This window comes from Grimontia hollisae CIP 101886 (genome assembly GCF_000176515.1).
Classification (GTDB): domain Bacteria; phylum Pseudomonadota; class Gammaproteobacteria; order Enterobacterales; family Vibrionaceae; genus Enterovibrio; species Enterovibrio hollisae.
This window is the reverse complement of sequence record NZ_ADAQ01000010.1, coordinates 100,508-122,932: the sequence shown is the minus strand read 5'-3', so window position 1 is coordinate 122,932 and position 22,425 is coordinate 100,508. Positions and strand designations below refer to the sequence as shown.

The window sequence follows — 22,425 nt, the reverse complement described above, 5'->3', positions numbered from 1 at the left end:
GCAAGTATGCGGATTGTTATCGTGTCGCTGGCATTCAATGCTTATTGGTTTGCCGCTGTTCTCGGGCAGAACGACTTGCTTCCTTTTCTGGTGATTGCACTGTTGGTTTCGGTGTTTATTGATCGGGGCGTCGTGAAAGCAGTCCCCCTTATCACCCTGATCGGTGTTCTGGGTGACAGCGTACTGACCTATGCCCAGGTGCTGAATTTCAACACACCATATATTCCTTTGTGGCTGGGCATGTTATGGGCGGGCTTTGCTGCCTTTGTCTGGCTGGTGAGGGAGTGGTTGTTCGACAAGCCGCGATGGCTGCTTATTAGTGCTGGAACAGTCGGTGGTGCAATGAGTTACCTTGGCGGAGAAAAACTCGGTAGCGTGACATTTTCGCTGCCTTTACCCACAACGGTTGCAGTGTTGGCCGTCGCCTGGTTTCTCTACACTACTATTTTCTTATCCCTACTCAAACGCCTTTCGCGACAGGGGGAGACATGCGAAACCACAACGCAACAAGTCACGGAAACGTCGCTGACAGAAAAAGACTAGGTTTGGGGTTGCTGGCAAGTCTGTTCCTTGTTTTTACGTGGCTGTCTTTGCCGGCGATGGCGACGACAAATCAGGGCGACAGGAGTGATGGCTGGGTTTGGTGGAAACCTGTTGGTAAAGCCTCGTTGACCTGGGGATTCTGGAAAATTTACGACAGCGAACTGAGATCGCCCAGCGGCAAATTTGACCCTGCATCTGGCGATCCGTTAGCTTTGGTCATTACGTACAGCCGTGATATCGACGCCGAAGATTTGCTGGAAGCGACCGTTGAACAATGGGAACACCTAGGCTTCACGGAGAACCAGATAAAAAACTGGCTGCCCCAGATGTCTGGTGTGTGGCCAGATGTCAGGGAAGGAGACCGCTTAATCTATGTTTTATCGAATGATAGAGGACGGTTTTTTTACCAACCCCTGCAAGGCAACGCACAGCCTACTGGCGCTCTTGATAACGCAGACATTGCCAATGCATTTTCTGCTATCTGGTTGTCACCGGCCACCGCTTATCCTTCGCTTCGTCTGGCTTTAATTGGAGGAAAGCCTGAGTGAAAAAAATCATTTACCTATACGTTTTATTCCTGGCGCTGGTTGGCTGCTCTGCGTCACTGGAAGAGTATGAATCCAGCACACCGGCGTTTAACCTTTTTGAGTATTTTGAAGGGGAAACCCTCGCCTGGGGGATGGTGCAGGATTACACCGGGAAACAAACCCGGCGTTTTAACGTCAGTATTGTCGGCACGGTCAAGGGCAACCAAATCACGCTGGATGAAGATTTCCTTTTTGATGACGGTGAGACGCAAAAGCGAATTTGGACGATCACCCGCCTTGACGATGGCAGTTATACAGGCACTGCGAGTGATGTTGTCGGGATTGCAAAAGGCAGGGAGTCTGGCAATGCGTTGAACTGGGTTTATGATCTCAGTGTGCCAGTTGGCGACAGTATCTACGTGCTTACTCTGGATGACTGGTTATATCGTCAGGATGAAAAACGTGCTTTCAACCTCACTTCCATGAAGAAGTTTGGTATTGAAGTTGGCAAGATTTCTATTTTCTTTGAAAAGCAGGATTAACCGGATCCCCGCGCCATACTGACCACCCGCTGCACAATCCATCTCAGGAGTAGCGGGATATCGTCTTCCAGATGTTGCTCTGTGTATTCAATGATCGCGAGTGCTGCATCTGGCTTAGCGTATTTTTTCAGCGCACGGGCAATAATTTTCTTGGGGGAAACATGGGTGTTTTCTTCGATATTTGCCATTTGACGGAACAGGGGCTCGTATCCGTGGGCGAACAGGTAGTGCTCAATATCCCGCTCTGGAAGGACCGTTAGCCGGTGTTTTTCTTTTTCGCCACCCAATCTGCTGCGGACGGTATGTGCATATTTTTGCCCCGCCCAGTCACCATCAGTAATCACATGCCACTCAATGCCAAGGGCAATGGCGAGCTTGATTAGAGGTTTTAACCCGCTTTGCGCAAATTCAATCATCTGGACACCTTCTGCGCTCAAATCGTAGCCCTGTATCCGGGCCATTTCGTTGAACAACCACACCTCGGTTTCGCCTTCTACCAGCAGCCAACACCGGGCAAACAGGGCGCTGGGACGGTGAAACCTGACATGAAAGGAGACGCGGCGTTCTTCATCCTTACTTAACCTGCCAACAGGCACTTGGTGGGATTCAGTTTGGGCTGCGCCACGTTCCAGGCGCCGTATGCTGGTCAGTGGCACGGCTGACAGCAAATCACCACTGTTGGTGGTAAGGATTTTTTGCATCGGCATAATGCTGATAAGCCGCCAGGCCTGATTGAGCAGTGTCGGGTGCAGACGGCTTTCCGGATCTTCAAAGATCACGATGGGCCGTGCATTCGCTTTTAACTGTTTCGGACCGCGGGCACGTACAAAGGTGCTCAACAATCCCATTAACAAAAGCCGACTATGATTGGAGGTATTGTTTGCCACCAGTTCCAGCGGGTGAACGTAATTGGCGCGCATGTTCAGGTGTCTGGAGGGTTCGATTTCCGCCGGTGAGCGGTTGTGGCTGTTAAAGGCAAAGTAGTGATCGAGCAAGGTGCGCATGGCTTTCAGTCCGCTGTGGATCTCCCCTTTGTTGACATGTCCGGGTTTTTGCTGAAGGCGCTTCACGGTGTTCTCGAGTCGCTTTTCCAAACGGGTTTTGTTGCCGTTCATCCCAAGCTCGTTGTCCCGCAAGCGCCGTGCATCCTGGATCCGGATGATCGGGTGTAACAACACCAGTTTTTGCGCCAACGCTTCGTTTTTGTCTGTGTCGATGATGTTACCGTTTGTATCAAGAAAATCCCGGCTGACGGTGATTTTTCCATCCATATAGAGCGCATTGATATGAAAGTCGAGCCGGCGTAACCCGTTGTCGTCACTGCCGTTCCACACATCATTAAACTGGCGGTAGCGACGGGCCCGGTGTTCACCTGCAAAACTCTCAACCCAACGGAATATTATCTGGATTTGATTGGTTTGGGCATTGCCCAGCGTGTAATCAATATGAAAATCTGAACGTTTGAATGCGTAATGTTCACCGGAAGAGGGCAAACAGAGCGAAAGTGCATCGAGCAGTGAACTTTTACCCCAAGCATTTTCACCAATAAGGACAGTAAGCTCGTCCATACTGAGAGAAAGGCGGCGAATGCCCCTGAAACCGGAAATCTCAATGCGATCTAACTTCATACTCACCTCTATCTTAAGCCTAAGACAGATCGCTGCACTATGAGTGTACATGCATCACGAATTCACTTTCTGCCCATATTTTTCTGTTCTCAATCAGGGGATTGTGATTCATTTGGCATATGCCCAAATGAAGCACAATCCATTAGTTTTAGGTAATGGGATACAAATGCCTGCCAAACGAATACATTGTGTTGCTATGCAGGTCATGTATTAAATGAGTACAAGGAACGAGAATTAGCATGCTATCTTTCGAAGCACTTCAGGTTTTGGATGCCATTGAGCGTAAGGGTAGCTTTGCCGCTGCCGCAGATTCACTCAACCGTGCGCCATCATCGCTGAGTTATCAAGTCCAGAAGCTTGAGCAGGAGCTGGATTTGGTGATTTTCGATCGCTCGGGACACAAAGCTGTCTTCACTGACGCTGGCAAATTATTGCTTGAGAGAGGGCGTATTTTGATGAATGCCGCTGATGAACTGGTGGCAGATGCAAAATCTCTGGCTCATGGCTGGGAGTTGGATATCACCATCGCCTTTGATGGCCTGCTTACTGCCCGTCACTTTTTCCCGCTGGTGGAAAAGCTTGGACGTGAGGCCAGTACCCGGGTGCGGCTACAAGAAGAAATCCTCGCAGGTGCCTGGGAATCGCTGGAAGATGATCGTACGGATATTCTGATCAGTCCCAAACCACCTACAGCGCCAGCGGGTGTCAAAATCCAGGAAATCGGCTACTCCGATAACTATTGGGTCGCAGCGACAAATCATCCTATCCATCGCCATGCTAACCCTTACGATGCCAATGTCCGTCGTTTATACCGCAGTATCTCGGTGGCGGATTCTGCCCGTAATGCAAAAACCTATACGTTCAACATCCTTGACGAACAGCCACGCCTGACCGTTTCATCAATGACAGAAAAGTACCACGCCATTCTTGATGGTTATGGAATTGGTACGATGCCGGATTGGTGGATAAGCAAAGATATTGAAGAAGGGCGGTTGAAAGTCATTGACGGCAGTGGCCCACAGAAACTCTACTGGGTAATGGCTTGGAAACGTAACCGGATGGGAAATGCTAAAATCTGGATGTTACGCGAAATTCCACGACTCCTGAAAGTGCTCCAGCCGGTTACAGAAGGCAATGTAGGGTAAAGGCACAGGGTGGAACCACATCAACCCGTCGGTTCTGGAATTCAGAGCCGACGGACAGTTTTCTATTAGACAGAAAGTTTTTAATTCCCCAAAAATCAGTGGGTTAACTGTTAAAGTGGCAGATCCATATCGACAATGCCGTCCTGGAGTTGCACATCGATACTGAAACCGACTTTCTGCGCTAAAGCAATCATGCCTGAATTTGAAGGCATGGTCATCCCGTTCAAGCGTTTTAATCCGCTGTTGCGTCCATAGCTGATGATTTTCTCCATCAGGATACGGCCTAATCCCATTCCCTTAAGATCTGAACGCACCAATACGGCGAATTCAGCATCTGTATGCTCGGGGTTTGCTAATGCCCTTACGACACCGAGAATTTCCTCGTTACCATCATCAAGCCGATGGACAGCAACAAAAGCCATTTCCCGGTCGTAATCAATTTGGGTCAGGTTTGCCAGTGCTTCATGATTTAGTTCGCCGACATCAGAGAAAAAGCGTTTGTATAAATCTTCCACCGACACATGTTCAATAAAGGACTTATGGTTGGGTTCATCTTCAGGAAGAATGGGGCGCAGCAAAATGGCACGTCCATCCCTCAGGCTGGCTTTTTCTTCCAATTCCTTCGGGTAAGGGCGGATTGCCAGGCGCGATGCGGCGTCACCCTCAAACGGGGAAAGTCGGATCGATGCGTCAAGTACGGTGAAACTGTCCCCGGTTACCAAGAGAGGGTGAATATCGAGCTCCGTGATTTCCGGAACATCAATAAGGATTTGTGACAGTGTCACAAGAAAGTGACAAAGTGCATTCACATCCAGGTTATAAGGGTGGCCACGCTGGCGCAATTTGCCGGACTTGAGCGCACCAATCACCAGATAGCGTGCCAGTGCCATATTGAGAGGGGGGATCGCGACAGCAGCATCACGGTTTATATCCCACTCAGACCCGCCTTCGCCGAGTAAGATAACCGGGCCGAAAACAGGATCATGGCGAACACAGACCCGCAATTCCTGAGATCCTGCACGGTTCGCCATACTCTGGATTTGCAGTCCTTCAATCCGGGCGGTGGGGTAGGTCATACTGACCCGATTCAGCATAAGCTGGGCAGCATTGGCAACTTCGGTGGCATTATTCAGATCAAGCATGACACCGTTGACGTCAGACTTGTGAGCAATGTCTGGTGAGCGGAGTTTGACAGCAACCGGGTAGCCGACTTGTTCTGTGATCTGGGCGGCTTCTGCGGCATCTTCTGCCAGCCAGGTTGCCATCACATTGATGCCGTATTTCGACAGAAACGGCCGTGCTTCATGTGTTGTCAGGATGGTCAGGCTTTCGTCTAATGCTTGTTGAATAAGCGCTTTTCCGCCTTCTACGTCGTAATCAATCTGGCCGATAGATACCGGGGTTTCCATCAGTTGTTTCTGATTACGCCTGTATTCCACTAAGTGCATAAAGGCGGTGACAGCGCTTTCAGGCGTCCGGTATGCGGGAAAGCCTGCATGCGCGAAAGCCAGACGGGCAACGGTGGCATCGTCACTTTCACCTTGCCAGTTTGTCAGGATGTTGAAACGTTTCGCGCGCGGCGATTTTTTCAGCATGTCAGCCAGCGCTTTGGCCGTTTTTAAGCCCGGCGCAGTGACAGAGGGTGAATGTAGGATCAACAATGCATCGGCTTCATCGCTCTCCAACAGAATTTCGGTGACTTTTTTATAACGATCTATGTCAGCATCACCCACAATATCGACGGGGTTTGACTGTGACCAACTGGGCGGAAGAACAGCATTGAGTTTGTGGATGGTTTCTTCACTCAATACTGCGAGTTTACCTCCCATTTCCAGTAAGGTATCGACCGCCATAATCGCCGGGCCTCCGCCATTTGAAATAACAGCAAGGCGCTCACCGCGCAGCGGTACAGAATGGGACAGGGTTTCTACGGCGGCAAACAGCTCGTGGGTAGTTTTTACGCGCAACATACCGGAACGTCTGATGGCTGCATCATACGCGCCATCCAATCCCATTGCGTTTTCTTGAAGGTGGGGAAGTACTGCCGCCCCTTCAGGTGTCCGGCCACTTTTCAGTACCAGTACGCGACGGTTACGCGACGCGGCCCGGGCGGCAGAGATAAAGGCCCGCGCATCCTGAATATTGTCGATATAAAGCAGGATTGCATCGGTTTTGCTTTCGCGGCTGAGGTAATCCAACAGTTCAGGGAAGTCGATGTCGCTTGCTTCACCCAGTGAGATAAAGGTTGAAAACCCAATCCGGCGGTTTCGTGCCCAGTCGAGAATGGTTGTACAAACAGCGGCTGACTGGGAGACGAACGCAATATTGCCCCGGTTTGCAGGAATAGGAGAGAAAGAGGCGTTCAGGTTGAGCCAGGGAAGGATCAGGCCGAGACTGTTTGGGCCGATGACCCGCATTGCATACTGTGAGGCGATTTCCCGCATCACTTCGAATTCGCTCCTGCCATCCTCTGCTTTGGTTTTTTTCATACCCGCGGCGAGAATAATCGCCATTTTGACGCCTTTTTCGCCCAGTTGGCGAATCAGTTCGCTATTTCGTGATGCGTGAGTGCAGAGGATAGCCAGATCCGGTACCAGAGGTAATGCTTCAATAGTTGGATAGGCAAGGATCCCGGCGACTGCCTGATATTTAGGGGTTACAGGCATGATGGGTCCCTGAAATGCCCCTGACTGAAGGTTGCGAATGATGACGTTACCTGTGCGTCCCTGAGTATCTGATGCGCCAATAACGGCAATGGATTTTGGTTTAAACAAGGTGTTCAGGCTGGTCATTTCCCTCTCCGCGTAAGCTAAGCGAACCGTTCTATCTTACTTGTTTTGTCATCTTGATGATTCAATCGGTTAGCGTCGCTGTGATCCGTCGCTAAATCCGCCGTACGGTAAGCCAATGAGTCAGAATGATGTGTGACATATGGCAGATACTGATCAGAGTGGTCGTGGTTTCAGTTGAATGAATCATTGGCTGGGTTCAGAATAAGGACAGTGACTCCTAAAGTAGAATATTCATGAAGAAAATCCTTTCTATCGTATTAACCCTTGCGCTTACCGGGTGTGCTGGAGGAACCAGCACCACACAAATTTTGACTCAGTCTTCAGAAGAAGAAGTGATGCCGGTCAGCCAGCCAATAGCCCCCGCTCCTGAGCCTAAACCTGAGGTTGTATCGCCGAAACCGATGCCAAAACCTGTGGTAGCGGCAAAGCCGAAACCACCTAAAAAACCTGTAGCAAGTGAATCAACCACTTATACGATTCAGGTGATCGCATTGAGCCACAACAAGGGCTTTAACGATTACATGAACAAGTTACCTTCTGATAAGCCGGTCTGGTCAAACAAAAAAATGGTCGACGGTTTGCCTTGGTATACCTTGCTTTATGGTGAATTTGCATCGAAAGAGGATGCCAAGCATGCGCTGAATGCATTGCCTAAGGATATCAAGCAGTTTGGTCCATTTATCCGTTCAATCGCTTCTATCAAATCATCGTCGACACCAGAAATGACGCGATTAAACTAAGAGGCTGAAATAATGGGATAAAGAGAGCGAAAGCTCTCTTTTTTCTTGTTGGAGAAAAGGGAAGACAGCATTGGGGTTTCCAACGGTCGGTTTTTGCGCAATCACGCAAAAATTGCCAGATATTTGCGTTGGATTAAGTGAAACGGCCAATTTGTTTGTCTACTATAAGGGCCTCACGGATTGTGCGATTGGATTTTATACCCCTGAGCGTGTTGTCAGGGCGAAGTAGGAATGGTCATGAACCCAACTAAAGTATTGTTGTTGTGTGGTGGCGGTAGTGCTGAGCATGAAGTTTCATTGGTATCAGCAAATTATCTGGAATCTGAGTTAAATAAGCTGCCGTCTGTCTCGGTTATCCGTGTTGAAATCACTAAAAACGATGGCTGGAAAGACAGCAAAGGGCAAGACTGCCGCCTGAACCTGGATAAAACTCTCAAGGTCGGCGATGAGATTATCAATATCGACTTTGCTGTGCCTTGCATTCACGGTTTTCCCGGTGAAACCGGTGATATTCAATCTTTATTTGAGCTGGCAGGCGTGCCTTATATGGGGTGTGATTCGTCGGCAAGCAATGTTTGTTTTAACAAGATCACGTCAAAGCTTTGGTTTGATGCTATCGGCATTCCAAACACACCGTATGTTTTCCTTACGGATAACAACGAAGACAGTGTTCGCAGTGCAGAGGATGCTTTTGATCGCTGGGGCGCAATTTTTGTCAAAGCGGCGTGTCAGGGCTCGTCGGTTGGTTGCTATAAAGTTACTGAGAAATCTGCGGTGCGCGAAGCGGTTGCCAGTGCATTCGGGTATTCAAACCAGGTGTTGGTTGAGAAAGCTGTTCGTCCACGAGAGCTGGAAATTGCTGCTTATCATTACAATGGTGAAGTGGTTGTTACCCGACCAGGCGAAATTGCCTGTCCGGAAGATACCTTCTACACCTATGAAGAGAAATACAGCGCCGGTAGTCATAGCCAAACGACTGTTGAACCAGAAAACTTGACAGAAGAGCAGATAGCCCAAATGCGGGAATACGCAGAAAAAGCGTTTGTGCATTTGAAACTAAAAGATCTGTCGCGTATCGATTTCTTCCTGACACCAGAAGGCGATGTGCTGCTGAATGAAATCAATACCTTCCCTGGTATGACACCGATTTCTATGTTCCCAAAACTGGTCGAACACAACGGCCATACGTTTTCGGAGTATCTGGAAAGCTGTATCCGCGCAGGTATCGCCAACTAGTCTTTTTCGAGCTTACGCTTAAATTTATCCATCGCCTCGTCTCTTGCCTTTTTATTACCCACATACTGGGCAGGCATAGCGGGGCTTTTCCATCTGCCTTGTTGCTGTATCTCTTTAATTGAAAGCCCGGAGGCTGATAAATCCTGGGTTGCGCCTACCCGTGGCGACTGGCCAGAGAATGTCAGAGAACCCTCGACACCTAATTCTGATGCAGCCCGACGGAACACCCGATAAATAGAAGAGTGATCCATCGGTGCGTCGCCCAGTTGCTGGTGCTTATTAATGCGTCGCAGGAGAGGACCATCAGTGATTCCTGTCAGAGTTAACCATTGTTCAATAAGTCCTGTGGCCTCTTGGGAGAGCTCAAGTGTATGTTCAGCAATATTCAGCGTGCCGGTTTCTCCTGTCAGAGAGACATCGTTAACACTGATTACTGCTAATTCACTGCGTTTCAACATGCATTCGAAACAAAGTGTCCAGATAAGTAAATCCCGGATATCCTTGAGCCTTTTACTCGCGCCTAATTTCTCTTGAAGCGTTAGCAGGTGCGTGTAATGGAATGCATTCGCCTGTGTTGCTTCATCAGCTTTATCCTGATACAGCCGGTTTAGAGTAAACCGGACTTCACGATGCCGGGTAGGGTCTTTTAGCGAATGGAGGCGATGCATCATAGAAACCGTAATGACATAGCGCTTAATGCTGGATGCTTTACGACTAATGGCCTGTTTTTCCACAAACCGTCTTACCGCCGTTACCGCAGCAGGAAGAGGGGATACTTTCATTTCCCTGCAGTATTCAACAAATACTTGCCAGTCATTCTGGAAACTCAATAAGGAATTGCGGCTGTATAAGCCATTTGTGAGCGTATTCCAATCATCCAGAGAGACCTCACCGCACTTGAATACAGCAAGGCTTTGTTTGATTTCAGCCGGATCGCTAATAGGATGTATCTTTCTCACTTCTTAATGCACTATAACTTATTTTATTTATTTCCAATTATCCCAGCACAGGGAGGCATTGAAAAGGAAAATGATCACATAACCTATGTGTGTACTGCTGTTTTTAAAGGCCTTAACACTGGCGAGCTATGTAAAACTAGTCTAATTTACACAGTAGACGCGAATTTGTTACATGTGTATTAATGATGAATCTACTGAGAGTTACTGCCAATGAGAAAGCGCTTATTCCACCGCGGTCACAATATCGAACTGACCGACGAAAAGGCCGGGCAATACAGCGCGCGCCTTGGGGGGAGGCGCGTCTCCGGTACCTTGTTGGGAGTTAAACAATCCATCGATTGGTGGTGTGATACCAATGTGGTATGTGAACCCAATGAATTCGATAAGCAAGAGTTCAATCCACCACAACAAAAAGGTGTTGAAGACTACAAGGGAATTCAGATCATGAATGATACCCCTGACAACAACAATACTTGGTACATGATGATCAAGGGAAGGCTCCTCAAAGGCTCACTTCCTGCGTTAAAACAGTTTATAGATAAAAGGGTAGCGACAAAGTCTTGAACTAACAGTTCTCAACAATGATTCTCATCGCGGCCATCCTACTAATTCTTCCGGAGAGGCTTCCATTTAACGTATTTTGCCTGTTAGGATTAACCTATTTTCATGCATCAAAGAGTGACTGATGAGAGACGATAACAGCCTATTGGTTTATTCCACCGAAACTGGACGTATTAAGGAAGAAAAACGTGCGCCGACTCGCGAGAAAGGTGACGGCATTGTTCGTATTCAACGCCAGACCAAGGGTCGAAAAGGTAAAGGTGTTTGTCTGGTTACTGGTCTAGATCTGGACGATGTGCAACTGAAGGTTGTTGCTGCAGAACTGAAAAAAGTGTGTGGCTGTGGTGGCTCTGTAAAAGATGGAGTGATAGAAATTCAAGGGGACAAGCGGGATCAAATAAAAGCTTACCTTGAAAAGAAAGGCCACACAGTAAAATTGGCTGGCGGTTAATTCTTCTAATCATTTTCAAATCGAAGTGTCAGATCTGGTTTAAAGCTTGAAGCGCCCGACCAATTTTCTAATAGAGCCACTCATTTGGTCTAAACTGTCTGATTGCTCAAGTACTATCAAAAGCGCGGGTCAAGATGATGACAAAGATAAATCCCGTTAGAAGCGGCCGGCAACCACTCAAGCTTGCTTCTTATTAGATAATTCACCAACGCTAGAAGAACTCAGTTGGAACAATATGATCCAACTGAGTCTCTTAGAGAATTGGTAATTATCTATTTTATGGTAAATAGATAATTACGTTCAATACGACGAAGTCTATGAAGAAAGCGGGTTGTGGGTTAGTAACAAGCCTACGGGGTCAGATATTTATTGCGTAGCGCATGATGCTATTTAACATAAGATGTATAATGCGCACTTAATCGTGTAATCCCAAAGCGATAATGTCCTAATTCTCCCAAGTAAAAATGTTCTCGTTTTTAACCGCGATTAGTACTGCACTCCTATCTGTCATTCTCAATCAAAGTGATAATGTCTTTGGCTTTAACGAAATGGCTTAATTCGTGGGTTTGAATCCACCAGGTAGCGGCTTCCATTAGCAGTTCTGGATCATCATTCTTGTTGGTGAAAAAGGCGTAGAAAGAAACGTTTACATTCTCTCCCTTAGACAGAATCTTCTTTTTACATACATCAATAACTTTGTTGCGCAACGAATCTCTCATAATGTCCTTATTTATGTGCAATGACACTTATTACTGTACATAAACACATTTTCCTTGAAAAGCGACGCTGACCCTCCACTCTTCTTCATCGCTTGAACATCTCCATCACTAATGGCACGACTTTATACCAGACAGCCGCACCAATGCCGATCCATACTAATAGCCAGAACAGACGCGACAACCAAGCGTTACGTGTGTGGTAACCAGCTGGATCAGGCTCTCCACATCCAGGACACGAAAGTGCATGTTTGGAAACTTGTTTTTCACATACAGGGCAAGAAACTAATGGCATGAGAACCTCTTCCATTTCTAAATTCGTTCTATTCCCCCTGGAGCCGTCTAATCTTAGGGCTCAGGGATCATTCTATTAAGATTGGTGCCACCTAACTAGATGTCGTTTAGATAAATGACAGAAACGAACATATTACGGGGGAAATTAACGAAACGAAAGTGAGGAGGACCAGTATAAATCCTCCTCCATGAGAGAAAGTTATGCTTGGTTTGGTACGATCTGAATTTCTACACGGCGGTTTTGAGCGCGTCCTGTAGACGTATCGTTTGAAGCGATAGGTTGTGTCTCACCATAACCGGTAACATATAGGCGTTTGGCATTCACTGCTGAGCGTAGAAGATAACTCTTTACACTCTCCGCACGCTTTTCAGATAGTGTCATGTTATAAGCAGCATCACCTGTACTGTCAGTATGTCCTTCAATACTCAGAAACGTTTTGTCATACTCATTCATAACACGGGCAACGGCATCAAGAGATTGATAGAAACCGGGGGAGATTCCGCTTTGGTTGGTACCAAACGTAATATTTGAAGGCATAACAAGACGGATGTTGTCTCCTTCTCGCACCACTTCAATACCAGAACCTGCCAATTCTTCACGAAACGCAGCTTCCTGGCGGTCCATGTATTGACCCACCGCAGCTCCAGCCAAGGCACCAATTGCAGCCCCAATAAAGATCCGCTTGTCTTTATGGTTGCCGGTCGCTTTGCCCAAAATAGCACCTGTTGCAGCCCCAATCGCTGCGCCCTTACCTGTGTTTGTTGCACAGCCGCCCAACATTAAAGAAGCAGTAACCAAAGTAACGACAGGAATGGATTTACGCATAATTTTATCTCCTTCATTGTACCCTCATACTTCGAGGGATTGTACTTGGCACATTTACCAAGGATATGCGCGAGTTGGCGGATCGTAAATTCTATAAAACCCAGATTGTCAGAGTTTTGCAAAGTTAACGACATAATTGAACGCTGTTTTATATTTATACTGAGTATAACAGCGCTTTCTGTAGAAGATGACTATTTTTGAGAAAAACCGTAATAGCTGATGGAGGTTTATTTGATTAAAGTGTACATAAGTTATAGTGCGTTAATGTGTACTTAAAAAGAACAATACTTATATTGTTCTTATGATGGACTGACAGCGTTTTCAATCACCAAAGTCATGCACATCAAGTTGAAATATATCGACAGGATCGACCCATTCGACAAAGCCACATACCGTGCAAGTACATTCGGCGTGGTCTTGATAATCGCCATCGAGAGGGGGTAATGTCAATGCCCGAACCGCAGGATCATGGTGGGCTTGCTCCCGTACTTCATGATCAGTTTCTTTTTTACAGTTATTGCAGTACCAAAGATGCAAACCCATAATTATCTCCTTTCTAAAGCCTTTGCTCTATCACAATGAGTGTAATTTCACATCTCATATGAATCGCGACTTATGATCGAGACAAGAATGAATTATTCGGCAATCGTACTTCACATGATTAACTTCCCACATCGGATCTATACAGTGATTAATGACGTTTATTAGTGCAATGACCTTTTACCTGCGCACGCGGGCATGGAACACTACCATAGGCGCAAAAAACACAGCACATCCCTTCTTGGGCAACAAGCACTTCCCCGCAATTTTCGCATTCATAGTGATGCAGGGGCGCGTCGACAGGCATCAATTCAGATTTCTTGTGTCCACATCGCGGGCATGTTATGTCGGACTTCAACTTCACTTTCATTAGCAATTCATCCCCTTCTACTATTTTTAGTATCAATAAGCGTGGGCTACACTGACTACACTTTCCAGCCACATTTCGCTTTTGCTCCATTTCACATGTAAATAAGTGACACATCTGGACAATCTCTGTTTCCCCTTTTCTTTGTTAGCCTTCCAAAAACTGGAAACTTTCCTGAAAATAAGGAACGGTTCTCCTCCATAAAAGCCTCTTTTTCTTGCAGGAATAGTCATCGATACTACACATCATCTTTTTTATGCATTCATCCTGTATCCCAACGAGGTTTACATGACGTTATTCCCGAATGATTTTCTATGGGGCGGTGCAATCGCTGCCAACCAGGTAGAAGGCGCTTTTGATGTCGAAGGAAAAGGACTCTCTACATCTGACATGTTGCCGTCAGGTATTCTCAGCCCTCACCAGACGCGTGAAGAGCGCACATCGGGCATCAAGGATGTGGCGATTGATTTTTATCACCGATATCCTGAAGACATCGCCCTGTTCAACGAAATGGGATTCAACTGCCTTCGCCTTTCGATTGCATGGACCCGTGTTTTCCCCAATGGCGATGAGGAGAAGCCAAACGAGGCAGGTCTTGCCTACTACGACCGCATTTTCGATGAGTTGGCCAAGTATGACATTCAACCGTTTGTGACACTTTCCCACTATGAAATGCCATATGCACTGGTTGAAAACTATGGCGGTTGGGCTAATCGCAAGCTTATCGACTTCTTTGAACGCTATGTCAGCGTGGTATTTGAGCGTTACAAAGATAAAGTGAAACTTTGGCTGACATTCAATGAGATTAATATGTCTCTCCATGCTCCTTTCACCGGCGTAGGCTTGTCAGAGGATGCCAGTGAGCAGGCTATCTATCAGGCCATTCACCACCAGTTGGTGGCAAATGCCAAAGCCGTGACGCTGTGCCACCGGATTATCCCTGATGCCAAAATTGGCAACATGTTGCTGGGCGCGCTTAACTACCCACTCACCTGCAATCCTGATGATGTGATTGCCGCCATGCACGAGAATAATAAGTGGTTGTTCTTTGGTGATGTTCAAACACGCGGAAAATATCCCGGTTATATGCTGCGTTACTTCCGTGAGAACGGTATTCACATCGCGATGGAAGACGGTGACCTTGAAACAATCGCCCAGGCTTCGGTCGATTTTATTTCCTTCAGTTACTACGCCAGCGGTTGTGCCAGCGCTGATCCGAAGCAGAAAGAGATCGGCAACATTGTCGCCAGTGTGCCAAACCCTTATTTGGAAAAGAGCCAGTGGGGATGGCTGATTGACCCGAAAGGCCTGCGTATTCTGTTGAATTTCTTATACGACCGCTACCAAAAGCCGCTTTTCATTGTTGAAAATGGATTAGGGGCACGCGATGAACCTGACGAAAATGGCGAGATTCAGGACGACTACCGTATTGCGTATCTGAATGATCATCTTGTTCAGGCACGTGAAGCAATCAAGGATGGCGTTGAATTAATGGGCTTTACCTCGTGGGGGCCCATCGATCTGGTGGCAAACTCTACCGCAGAAATGTGTAAGCGCTATGGCTTTATCTATGTCGACCGCCATGATGATTTCAGTGGCACACTGGCACGGAAACGCAAAAAGAGCTTCTTCTGGTATCAGGATGTAATAAAAACACAGGGTGCGTCCTTGAAAGTAGAATAATTCCCTGCTCTAGAAACTGGAAAGCCCTGCACCGCAGGGCTTTCTATCTTTATCAGGTTGAATCAATCACCCAACTTGCAGATTGCCATAAAGGGTTTGGTAAACGCCCTCTTCCTTCACGAGCTCATTATGGTTCCCACACTGCGCAACTTTTCCGTCTTCCAGCACATAAATCAGATCAGCCTGTTTCACTGCAGACAAACGGTGTGCCACAATCAACGTGGTGCGGCCCTGAAGAAAGTTATTCAGCGCGTCATGCAGCGCAGCTTCTGTCGCTGTATCCAGTGCTGAGGTCGCCTCATCCAGAATCACCAGTTTCGGGTTGGTCAGCACCATCCGGGCAATTGCCAGACGCTGTCGCTGACCGCCAGAAAGCTTAAGCCCTTGACGGCCCAGCTGTGATTCAAGACCATTATCCAGCTTTTCGACCACATCACTCAGCTGAGCAATCTCCAATGATTGCCAAAGCTGCTGATCCGAAAAATCGGTACGGCCCAGCGTCAGGTTTTCACGCAGGGTGTCGTTAAAGATCATCGGTTGCTGTAACACCACAGCTGTATGCTGGCGCAGGGTTTCGTAGCCAATTTCTTCAATCGGTTTACCGTCAACCAACACGTCACCGCCAGATTTCCGGTAAAGGCCAAGCAAAAGTTGTATCAGCGTGGATTTACCGCCACCGGATGCACCAACCAGTGCAACACGCTTACCTTGGGGAATAGTGAGAGAAAGCCCGTTCAGCACAGTTTTCTCGCTGTCATAACTGAACGTCAGGTCACGGCACTCCACGCCGAAGGTGTCTAAATCAGACAACGGATCTTTCCCTGCATCCTGCCGTGGCTCTTCCTCCAGTGCCAGCAATCCATTCAAGCGCTTCATCGCAGCGGAGGCGCTGAACCAGGCATATTGAATACCTAACAGCTCCTGAATCGGGCTCAACATAAACCACAGATAGCCAAACACCGCAAAAATCTGGCCGATAGTCAGATCACTGAACAGCACCATCAACATGGCGGCAGCGCGGAAAAGCTCAAAGCCAATCAAGAACATCAGAAAGGAGATGCGCCCTGCTGCTTCTGATTGCCAGGCATATTTATCGGCGTCATGGCGGATGGCATCGGCATCTTTTTTCAACATCTCTAAGTATGCGCGCTCACGGTTAGCGGCACGCAATTGGTAGATACCGTCCAGCGTTTCCACCAAACGTTGCTGAAAGCGCTCGAAAGATTGGTTTTCGGCTTTTTTAAGGTGCTTGACCCGCTGACCCATTTTACGGGAAAGGTAAATGACCAGCGGGTTGACCAGCAAGATAAACAGCCCCAGCGCCCAATCCAGCCAAAGCAGGATAGCGGCTGTACCGATAACAGTGAGCACACCGACAACAAATCGGCTCAGGCTGTTACCCAAAAAGCTGTCAATGGTTTCAATGTCTGTCACCAGATGAGAGCTTATGCCCCCGCTGCCGCGCTCTTCATACTCTTTCATGCTGATGCGGCCCAGCTTGTCGAGCAACTGTTGGCGGATGTGACAGGTGATCGACTTGGATACCAGAGTAAACTGACGACTTTGCCAGATGTTGAGTGCCTGGCTGAGTATCCGCATCACAATCACCAGCAGCAACACCATCACGATATAGCTGGCCGGTTGCTGCAATGATTCAGGCAAGATGTAATTGAAGAAAGCGACGCCACCAGCGGGCTTGTTCAACAACACCTCATCAACCATTAGGGGCATAAACAGAGGAATGGGCACGCTGATCAAGGTCGCGCAAATCGCAATAAGGTTGGCGGCAATCAGGCGTTTTTTTTGCTTTTTTGCCTGTTCAATCAACCAGCGCGTTGAAAGGGTTGTTAGTGTCGTGCTACTCACTATCTCTCCAGAAGAGTTTGTCATCTTTATTTTTATGCATAACCTGAGCATAACGCAGGCCAGAACGGAAAACACCCCGGACATCCCCGGGGTGTTTGCTGTAAGACACGGTGGGAATTAGAACACGTATTCCGCTTCTATCCCCCAATTACGTCCAGGCTGGGTGCGACGATCAAGCCCAGACTCATCTTTGTCCACGCCTGCCAGATCAGCATAATCCCAATACTTCTTGTCGAAGACGTTAAACAGGCCCGCTCGTAGGGTCAGGTCTTTCATTGGACGGTAATATGCTGTCAAATCCGTGACAGTGTAACCTGGCGCACTCACGTTATTGACATTATTGGCGTTACTCCAGTCATCCCCCGATTTACCCGCGACAGCGCGCATCGACACCTTGCCACCGTAAGTATCTTCCGAATCCACATAGCCGAGTGCGAGCGTTGCCGTTAGCGGGGCAACCGTATCAATCGCTTCGCCATTGGTTTTGTTTTCACCCTTGGCATATGCAAGGCTGAGATCAGAATAGATGCCCGTTGGTGCACCCAGCATACGATCCAATGCCAAATGCGCTTTCAGTTCAGCACCGTAGATTTCAGCACGGCCAATATTGTCCGTTGTCCACACTTCTTTTCCATCAGGCCCGTTTGCATCCACTAAACGGCTCTCAATGAAATTTTTATAATCATTATAGAAAACAGCAATATCAATACGGCCAAACTCTTGCCTAAACCGCATACCGGTTTCATAGGAAATGCTTTCTTCTGCTTTCAGGTTCGGGTTAGGAATGAACGTCGCCCCTGTGTCATAGAAGTAGTAAAGATCCTGAAGCGTTGGCGCTTTAAATCCTTGACTGACCTGAGCAAAGGTACTGAACGTATCATTCCAGTGATAAACCGCCCCTAAACGCCCAGTCAACGCATCATTTTTGCCATCAGCATAGGCGCTGTTACCTTTTGGAGCCGCACTGAAGTTGTCGTATCGCAGACCCGCATTCAAGACCAGTGTTTCATTCATCAAGAACATTTGGTCTTGAATAAATACTCCCCATTTGCGGGATTCTGCATTGGGTACTTCCGGGGTTGCATCGGTCACCATCCCGGTATCCCGATTGATGTTGTTATAGTCCAGGTTGAATTCATTACTGACATAACTGGCACCATAAACCACGTCGTGATAGGTGCTATCCAACGCAACAACTTTATTGAATTGAACATCGGCTTGCCACGATTCGTCTTCACCGATTCTCTGACGGTTTCGGTTTTCAACACTTGTCCCTGTTGGCGTGGTTTTCGTCAGGGTGTCAGTGTTGTCGTGTTTGGATTCCGATTTCAGGTAAGCAACCCGCCATTCGAGTAAATCAAACGCTGGGTTATTCGCCTGCCACTGATGTTCAATGCTGTAGCGTTGGCGTGAATCATCATCGTACCCGCGGGTGTTGGAATACACATAGCGGTATGGGCCAAATGCAATGACATCACCTTCATCAGACAGACGGATAACGTCCTGATCACGATGGTAAGACTCTACGGAAACACCGACACGGTGCGCATCATTCAGTTGATAAAAGGCCTTTGCCAGAATGTTATCGGATTGGAAATCAACCGGATCAGCCTCACCACGATCTGGGCCGGCAATACCAGAGCCTCCATAAGTTTGGGTCTCATGCCCGTCACGATGGGTGAAAATCAGCAGCGTTTCCAAATCGCCAGTGCGGTTTGCCAACGTTGCTGTAGCTTTGTAGCTCTCATCCGCACTGTAGTAACCGCCTTTCACACTGGCGTAGGTATCATTGCCCTCATCCAGCAAATCATCCGGGTTTTTGGTACGAAGGATCACCGCACCGGCCAATGCATCACTGCCATAAAGACTGGAAATCGGTCCTTTATTGATTTCTATGCGTTGAAGTGTGTCGGTTTCTAATGTGTTATTGTACTTGCGCATAACATCCGCGCCTGGATTATATGTTCCAGGCAGTTCAACACCATCAATAATGGTCTTTACATAGTTTTCATCACGACCGCGAATGTTAAATCCTGTCAGACCAAACCGCCCATTACCGGCCATACTCACACCTGGTTCTGACTCAACAGCGGACTTCATGTTCTGGGACAGATCTTTTTCCAGTTTTTCACTGCTGACCACGTCCACCGATGCCGCCACATCACTGATGTTTTGCTCACTCCGTGTTGCAGAGACTACCACTTCGTCGAAAGTGTAGACATCCTGTGCTGCCGCACTGCCGGCACACAGTAATCCGACCAAAAGTGCCAGTTTATTTTTCCTGATAGTCATAATTTCCACTCTTTTTAAATGCCTGAGAATTTCCATTCAGTTTTCATCAGGCAAAAGAAACCCACTCACACTGGTTTCCGTGCGATTTTTATCGTTATAAGAAATGGCAGCCCCTCAGGTAGAGGGGCTGCAAATAAGATTACGCGTTCTCTTTCATTTGTTTCACGTGACCTTCATTCAGATGGATCACTGAAAGCATGTCTTCACCCGACACATCAAACGCCTGGCCAAAGCCTTTCACATAGCGACCAATCACTGGGTTAAGACGGTAAAGGCGGAAGTCACCGAGCTGGCTTAAGTTGTCAATCATCTCGCCCAAGCGCTCACGCATCACGTGAATCGCGGTATTCCAGTGCTCAGAATCACGTTCAATCAGCTCTGCATTGGTATCAAAAGACAGACGGCGACGCGCAAAAATCGAGCGGGCTTCGCTTTCATCTTCGATCATCATGATAGACACGGCTTTGCAAGTCTTGAGGTTCTGGCCATGGGTGGCTAAGTCAGACACCAAAATGTAGTAACCCCGCTCAGAGAAGGCAAAAGGCGCATAGCTGGTATGTGGTCTGCCTTCTTTATCAACAGTGCCAAGCTGAAGCGTTTTACGTGAATCGCGAAATTCTTGGATTTCAGGACCCAGACGGTTTTGGATACGTTCTGCTTTGTCACTCATTTTGCCAACTCCTGCTTCATGGCATTAAACCGTTCAACTTGTTCTGGGAATAGCTGACGCTTTTTATCGCGGCCCAGATAGATTTTGAAAACACAATGTCCGCTCGCATCATAAAAACCGATATAGTGGCTTTCGGTGCCACGGAAAGGTTTGCTGACAAAGACAATATCTGACACCAGATCGAGACGAAGATGACCATGTAACTGCCCTTCCCGGCCCATCAGGTTGTAGTACCCATGCGCCACCTTGCCTTTTGGAAAAGCCGCCTTGAACTCAAACACCGACCCGCCTGAATGGACAATCGTGGTCACTTTACCCCAGGATGGTATAGCTTCAAGAATGGTTTGGGCCAACACGCCCTCTACACGGGTTACCATACTTTCCGGAAGCGCCAAGGTGATCTCACCTTCGGTGAGACCAAGTTCAGACACCATATTGGACACAGGCGTATGCACGTCTTTGGCTAAATAATCAGCGACACGCTGTTTGGTTTCTTCCGTCACGATGATCGCTTGTTGCATCGTATTGCTACTCCTAAGCGGCGACCGTTGCCGCTTGTTGTTTCGATAAAACGTCAATCAGGTTCTGAGCGAGCGTGACCGCCCAGAATTGCCCCGCCAGGGTCAATGTTAAATAGCTTCGGTTATTTCCGTTCTTTTCAAGATAGACCAGCCCATTCCCTTGCCAGGCCTCAAACAAAGGGGAAAGTGCGTCGAATGTTCCTGTGCCAGCAACCGCATCCAGTTTGTATTGGGACAGTACACCCGCATCAAAACCTGATTTCACTTCTGCGATAACAGCCCGGTTAGGTGATGCCATTGTTAACATGGTGACAGGGTAACGATTATCTTTAATCGCTGAGATATATGTCTCCATATCGCGGGTCTGCATCATTTGGCAGCCATTCACATTGCCACCTGCCCCCGCGCCAAGCGGCATGATTTCTGCGGTGGTTTTAGCCAGGGAGTTATAAATGCTGCGTTCACGGTTATCTGACGACCAATGGTTAACGCTAAGACGCTTCTGGTGATGCGTTGCCATAAAGTTCACCCCCATCTCAAACATGCTGGCTTTCATTTGGGTGTCAGCAGGGAGCGGCAATTTACCCGCTTCAACCAACTTCGCCATGGGCAAGCCTTGCATTTCGATCAGTTGATAAAGGTCAACACCGTGTGCACCGGATTCCAAGTAATCATTCAAATCCTGCTGCCAGATTTCCAGGGTTTGATGTGGCAGTCCATAGAGCAAATCCAGCACAATGGGCGCTGCGTTATAGCGTGAAAGCTGCTGAATTTTTTCCAGCACTACGTCACGGTCATCAAGGCGCTTTGCACTGCGGCGAACCAGAGTATTGAAACTTTGCACACCAAACGAAAAGCGGTTCACGCCCCCTTCCAATGCGGCTTCAAATTTATCTGTCCCAAAGCGGTTTATCCGACCTTCCAGGGTGATTTCACAATCCGGCGTCAGGGGAAACAGGCTGCGTATATCCGATACAATCAGCCGGATTTGCTCGCCACTGAGGTCAGTTGGCGTTCCTCCGCCAATGTAGACTGCCTGAAAAGGTGCAGACTGACTCCAGGTTTGCGCCGCTTTCCACCGTATTTCTGCCCGTAGTGCCTCAACATACCCTTCGATCAGGGAATTGCTGGACGCGTACTGGAAGAAATTGCAGTACGTACACCGCACCCGACAAAACGGAATATGAATGTACAGACAACGCGGAGAATACGCTGACAATGCGGGGGTTGCGTGTGCCTTTTCAAGCGTACTTTGAATATCTTCAGTGTTAACAGATCGCATCATGCCACCAGCATGTGCACTCTTTTTACGTTGAAAGGCAAAACGAAGTGGATCAGGCGTGTTTAGCCCGACCAGTTCCGGATTGTGGAGATCAATATTCATCTCAATGAGCAACCTTTACGACTAACAGCGTCAAACTGCGAGCTGTTTCCTTGTGAATTCAATCATATTCAGATTAGAAAATAATGCAACTGATAATTGATCTCATTCGTGTTTCATGCATAATGCAGTTAATCGCTTATCA

Annotated in this window: 22 protein-coding genes; 9 read left to right on the top strand and 13 right to left on the bottom strand. The window is 47.8% G+C overall.

Annotation, left to right across the window (positions count from 1 at the left end):
• The first annotated feature begins 6 nt into the window (after window positions 1–6).
• The 3 genes from VHA_RS05320 to VHA_RS05310 are packed head-to-tail and all read left to right on the top strand — an operon-like array spanning window position 7 to window position 1,612.
• Window positions 7–543: a DUF2878 domain-containing protein gene (locus VHA_RS05320; protein WP_005502538.1), complete on the top strand. Its 537-nt coding sequence runs from the start codon at window positions 7–9 to the stop codon at window positions 541–543.
• On the top strand, window positions 489–1,091 hold the full coding sequence (locus VHA_RS05315) for a chalcone isomerase family protein (RefSeq protein WP_226926487.1): 603 nt from the start codon (window positions 489–491) through the stop codon (window positions 1,089–1,091). Before VHA_RS05320 ends, VHA_RS05315 begins: the two co-directional genes overlap by 55 nt.
• Window positions 1,088–1,612, top strand: coding sequence for a DUF3833 domain-containing protein (locus tag VHA_RS05310; RefSeq protein WP_005502536.1), 525 nt, complete (start codon window positions 1,088–1,090; stop codon window positions 1,610–1,612). The genes VHA_RS05315 and VHA_RS05310 overlap by 4 nt, the downstream gene beginning before the upstream one ends.
• Here the strand turns inward: VHA_RS05310 and VHA_RS05305 are convergent.
• Window positions 1,609–3,240: a DUF2813 domain-containing protein gene (locus VHA_RS05305; RefSeq protein ID WP_005502535.1), complete on the bottom strand. Its 1,632-nt coding sequence runs from the start codon at window positions 3,238–3,240 to the stop codon at window positions 1,609–1,611. The genes VHA_RS05310 and VHA_RS05305 overlap by 4 nt on opposite strands.
• A gap of 239 nt (window positions 3,241–3,479) precedes the next feature.
• On the opposite strand from VHA_RS05305, the gene VHA_RS05300 reads away from it, so the two are divergent.
• Window positions 3,480–4,385: a LysR family transcriptional regulator gene (locus VHA_RS05300; RefSeq protein WP_005502534.1), complete on the top strand. Its 906-nt coding sequence runs from the start codon at window positions 3,480–3,482 to the stop codon at window positions 4,383–4,385.
• A 110-nt stretch (window positions 4,386–4,495) separates the two neighbouring features.
• Here VHA_RS05300 and VHA_RS05295 read toward each other — a convergent pair whose 3' ends face one another.
• Window positions 4,496–7,177 carry a bifunctional acetate--CoA ligase family protein/GNAT family N-acetyltransferase gene (locus tag VHA_RS05295; RefSeq protein WP_005502533.1) on the bottom strand — a complete coding sequence of 894 codons (2,682 nt, stop codon included), beginning with the start codon at window positions 7,175–7,177 and terminating at the stop codon, window positions 4,496–4,498.
• Window positions 7,178–7,410: 233 nt separating this feature from the next.
• Here VHA_RS05295 and VHA_RS05290 point away from each other — a divergent pair, with 233 nt between their 5' ends.
• Together VHA_RS05290 and VHA_RS05285 are read left to right on the top strand one after the other, a co-directional pair.
• Window positions 7,411–7,917, top strand: a complete 507-nt coding sequence (locus VHA_RS05290) for an SPOR domain-containing protein (protein WP_005502532.1) — start codon at window positions 7,411–7,413, stop codon at window positions 7,915–7,917.
• Between the two features lie 237 nt (window positions 7,918–8,154).
• Window positions 8,155–9,153 (top strand): D-alanine--D-alanine ligase, encoded by a 999-nt coding sequence (locus VHA_RS05285; RefSeq protein ID WP_005502531.1) that lies wholly within the window; start codon window positions 8,155–8,157, stop codon window positions 9,151–9,153.
• Here VHA_RS05285 and VHA_RS05280 read toward each other — a convergent pair.
• Entirely contained in the window at window positions 9,150–10,112 is a 963-nt protein-coding gene (locus tag VHA_RS05280) for a tyrosine-type recombinase/integrase (RefSeq protein WP_005502530.1), read from the bottom strand. The genes VHA_RS05285 and VHA_RS05280 overlap by 4 nt on opposite strands.
• A gap of 210 nt (window positions 10,113–10,322) precedes the next feature.
• Here VHA_RS05280 and VHA_RS05275 point away from each other — a divergent pair, with 210 nt between their 5' ends.
• Entirely contained in the window at window positions 10,323–10,676 is a 354-nt protein-coding gene (locus VHA_RS05275) for a DUF3319 domain-containing protein (protein ID WP_005502529.1), read from the top strand.
• Between the two features lie 121 nt (window positions 10,677–10,797).
• A complete protein-coding gene (gene yciH, locus VHA_RS05270; RefSeq protein WP_005502528.1) occupies window positions 10,798–11,124 on the top strand; it encodes a stress response translation initiation inhibitor YciH in 327 nt (108 codons plus the stop codon).
• Between the two features lie 500 nt (window positions 11,125–11,624).
• On the opposite strand, the gene VHA_RS05265 is transcribed toward yciH, so the two are convergent.
• The 5 genes from VHA_RS05265 to VHA_RS19200 all read right to left on the bottom strand — a co-directional run bounded on the left by VHA_RS05265 (window position 11,625) and on the right by VHA_RS19200 (window position 13,870).
• Window positions 11,625–11,843, bottom strand: coding sequence for a DUF6500 family protein (locus tag VHA_RS05265; RefSeq protein WP_040528338.1), 219 nt, complete (start codon window positions 11,841–11,843; stop codon window positions 11,625–11,627).
• 85 nt (window positions 11,844–11,928) lie between these two features.
• The gene (locus VHA_RS19120) at window positions 11,929–12,135 is read right to left on the bottom strand and encodes a hypothetical protein (protein WP_081455999.1); all 207 of its coding nucleotides are present in this window, start codon (window positions 12,133–12,135) and stop codon (window positions 11,929–11,931) included.
• 198 nt (window positions 12,136–12,333) lie between these two features.
• The gene (locus VHA_RS05260; protein WP_005502526.1) at window positions 12,334–12,960 is read right to left on the bottom strand and encodes a YiaD family glycine zipper/OmpA-like lipoprotein; all 627 of its coding nucleotides are present in this window, start codon (window positions 12,958–12,960) and stop codon (window positions 12,334–12,336) included.
• Window positions 12,961–13,281: 321 nt separating this feature from the next.
• A complete protein-coding gene (locus VHA_RS05255; RefSeq protein ID WP_005502525.1) occupies window positions 13,282–13,503 on the bottom strand; it encodes a hypothetical protein in 222 nt (73 codons plus the stop codon).
• A gap of 148 nt (window positions 13,504–13,651) precedes the next feature.
• Window positions 13,652–13,870 (bottom strand): GDCCVxC domain-containing (seleno)protein, encoded by a 219-nt coding sequence (locus tag VHA_RS19200; protein WP_081455998.1) that lies wholly within the window; start codon window positions 13,868–13,870, stop codon window positions 13,652–13,654.
• 285 nt (window positions 13,871–14,155) lie between these two features.
• Here VHA_RS19200 and VHA_RS05250 point away from each other — a divergent pair, with 285 nt between their 5' ends.
• On the top strand, window positions 14,156–15,550 hold the full coding sequence (locus tag VHA_RS05250) for a glycoside hydrolase family 1 protein (RefSeq protein WP_005502523.1): 1,395 nt from the start codon (window positions 14,156–14,158) through the stop codon (window positions 15,548–15,550).
• Between the two features lie 66 nt (window positions 15,551–15,616).
• Here the strand turns inward: VHA_RS05250 and VHA_RS05245 are convergent, their stop codons facing one another.
• The 5 genes from VHA_RS05245 to hutW form a co-directional block, all read right to left on the bottom strand.
• The gene (locus tag VHA_RS05245) at window positions 15,617–17,416 is read right to left on the bottom strand and encodes an ABC transporter ATP-binding protein (protein ID WP_005502522.1); all 1,800 of its coding nucleotides are present in this window, start codon (window positions 17,414–17,416) and stop codon (window positions 15,617–15,619) included.
• A gap of 117 nt (window positions 17,417–17,533) precedes the next feature.
• The gene (locus VHA_RS05240; RefSeq protein ID WP_005502520.1) at window positions 17,534–19,708 is read right to left on the bottom strand and encodes a TonB-dependent hemoglobin/transferrin/lactoferrin family receptor; all 2,175 of its coding nucleotides are present in this window, start codon (window positions 19,706–19,708) and stop codon (window positions 17,534–17,536) included.
• Between the two features lie 139 nt (window positions 19,709–19,847).
• Window positions 19,848–20,378 (bottom strand): heme utilization protein HutZ, encoded by a 531-nt coding sequence (gene hutZ / locus VHA_RS05235; protein ID WP_005502519.1) that lies wholly within the window; start codon window positions 20,376–20,378, stop codon window positions 19,848–19,850.
• On the bottom strand, window positions 20,375–20,899 hold the full coding sequence (gene hutX, locus VHA_RS05230; RefSeq protein ID WP_005502518.1) for a heme utilization cystosolic carrier protein HutX: 525 nt from the start codon (window positions 20,897–20,899) through the stop codon (window positions 20,375–20,377). The genes hutZ and hutX overlap by 4 nt, the downstream gene beginning before the upstream one ends.
• Window positions 20,900–20,912: 13 nt before the next feature.
• Window positions 20,913–22,283, bottom strand: coding sequence for a heme anaerobic degradation radical SAM methyltransferase ChuW/HutW (hutW, locus tag VHA_RS05225; protein WP_005502517.1), 1,371 nt, complete (start codon window positions 22,281–22,283; stop codon window positions 20,913–20,915).
• Window positions 22,284–22,425 lie beyond the last annotated feature (142 nt).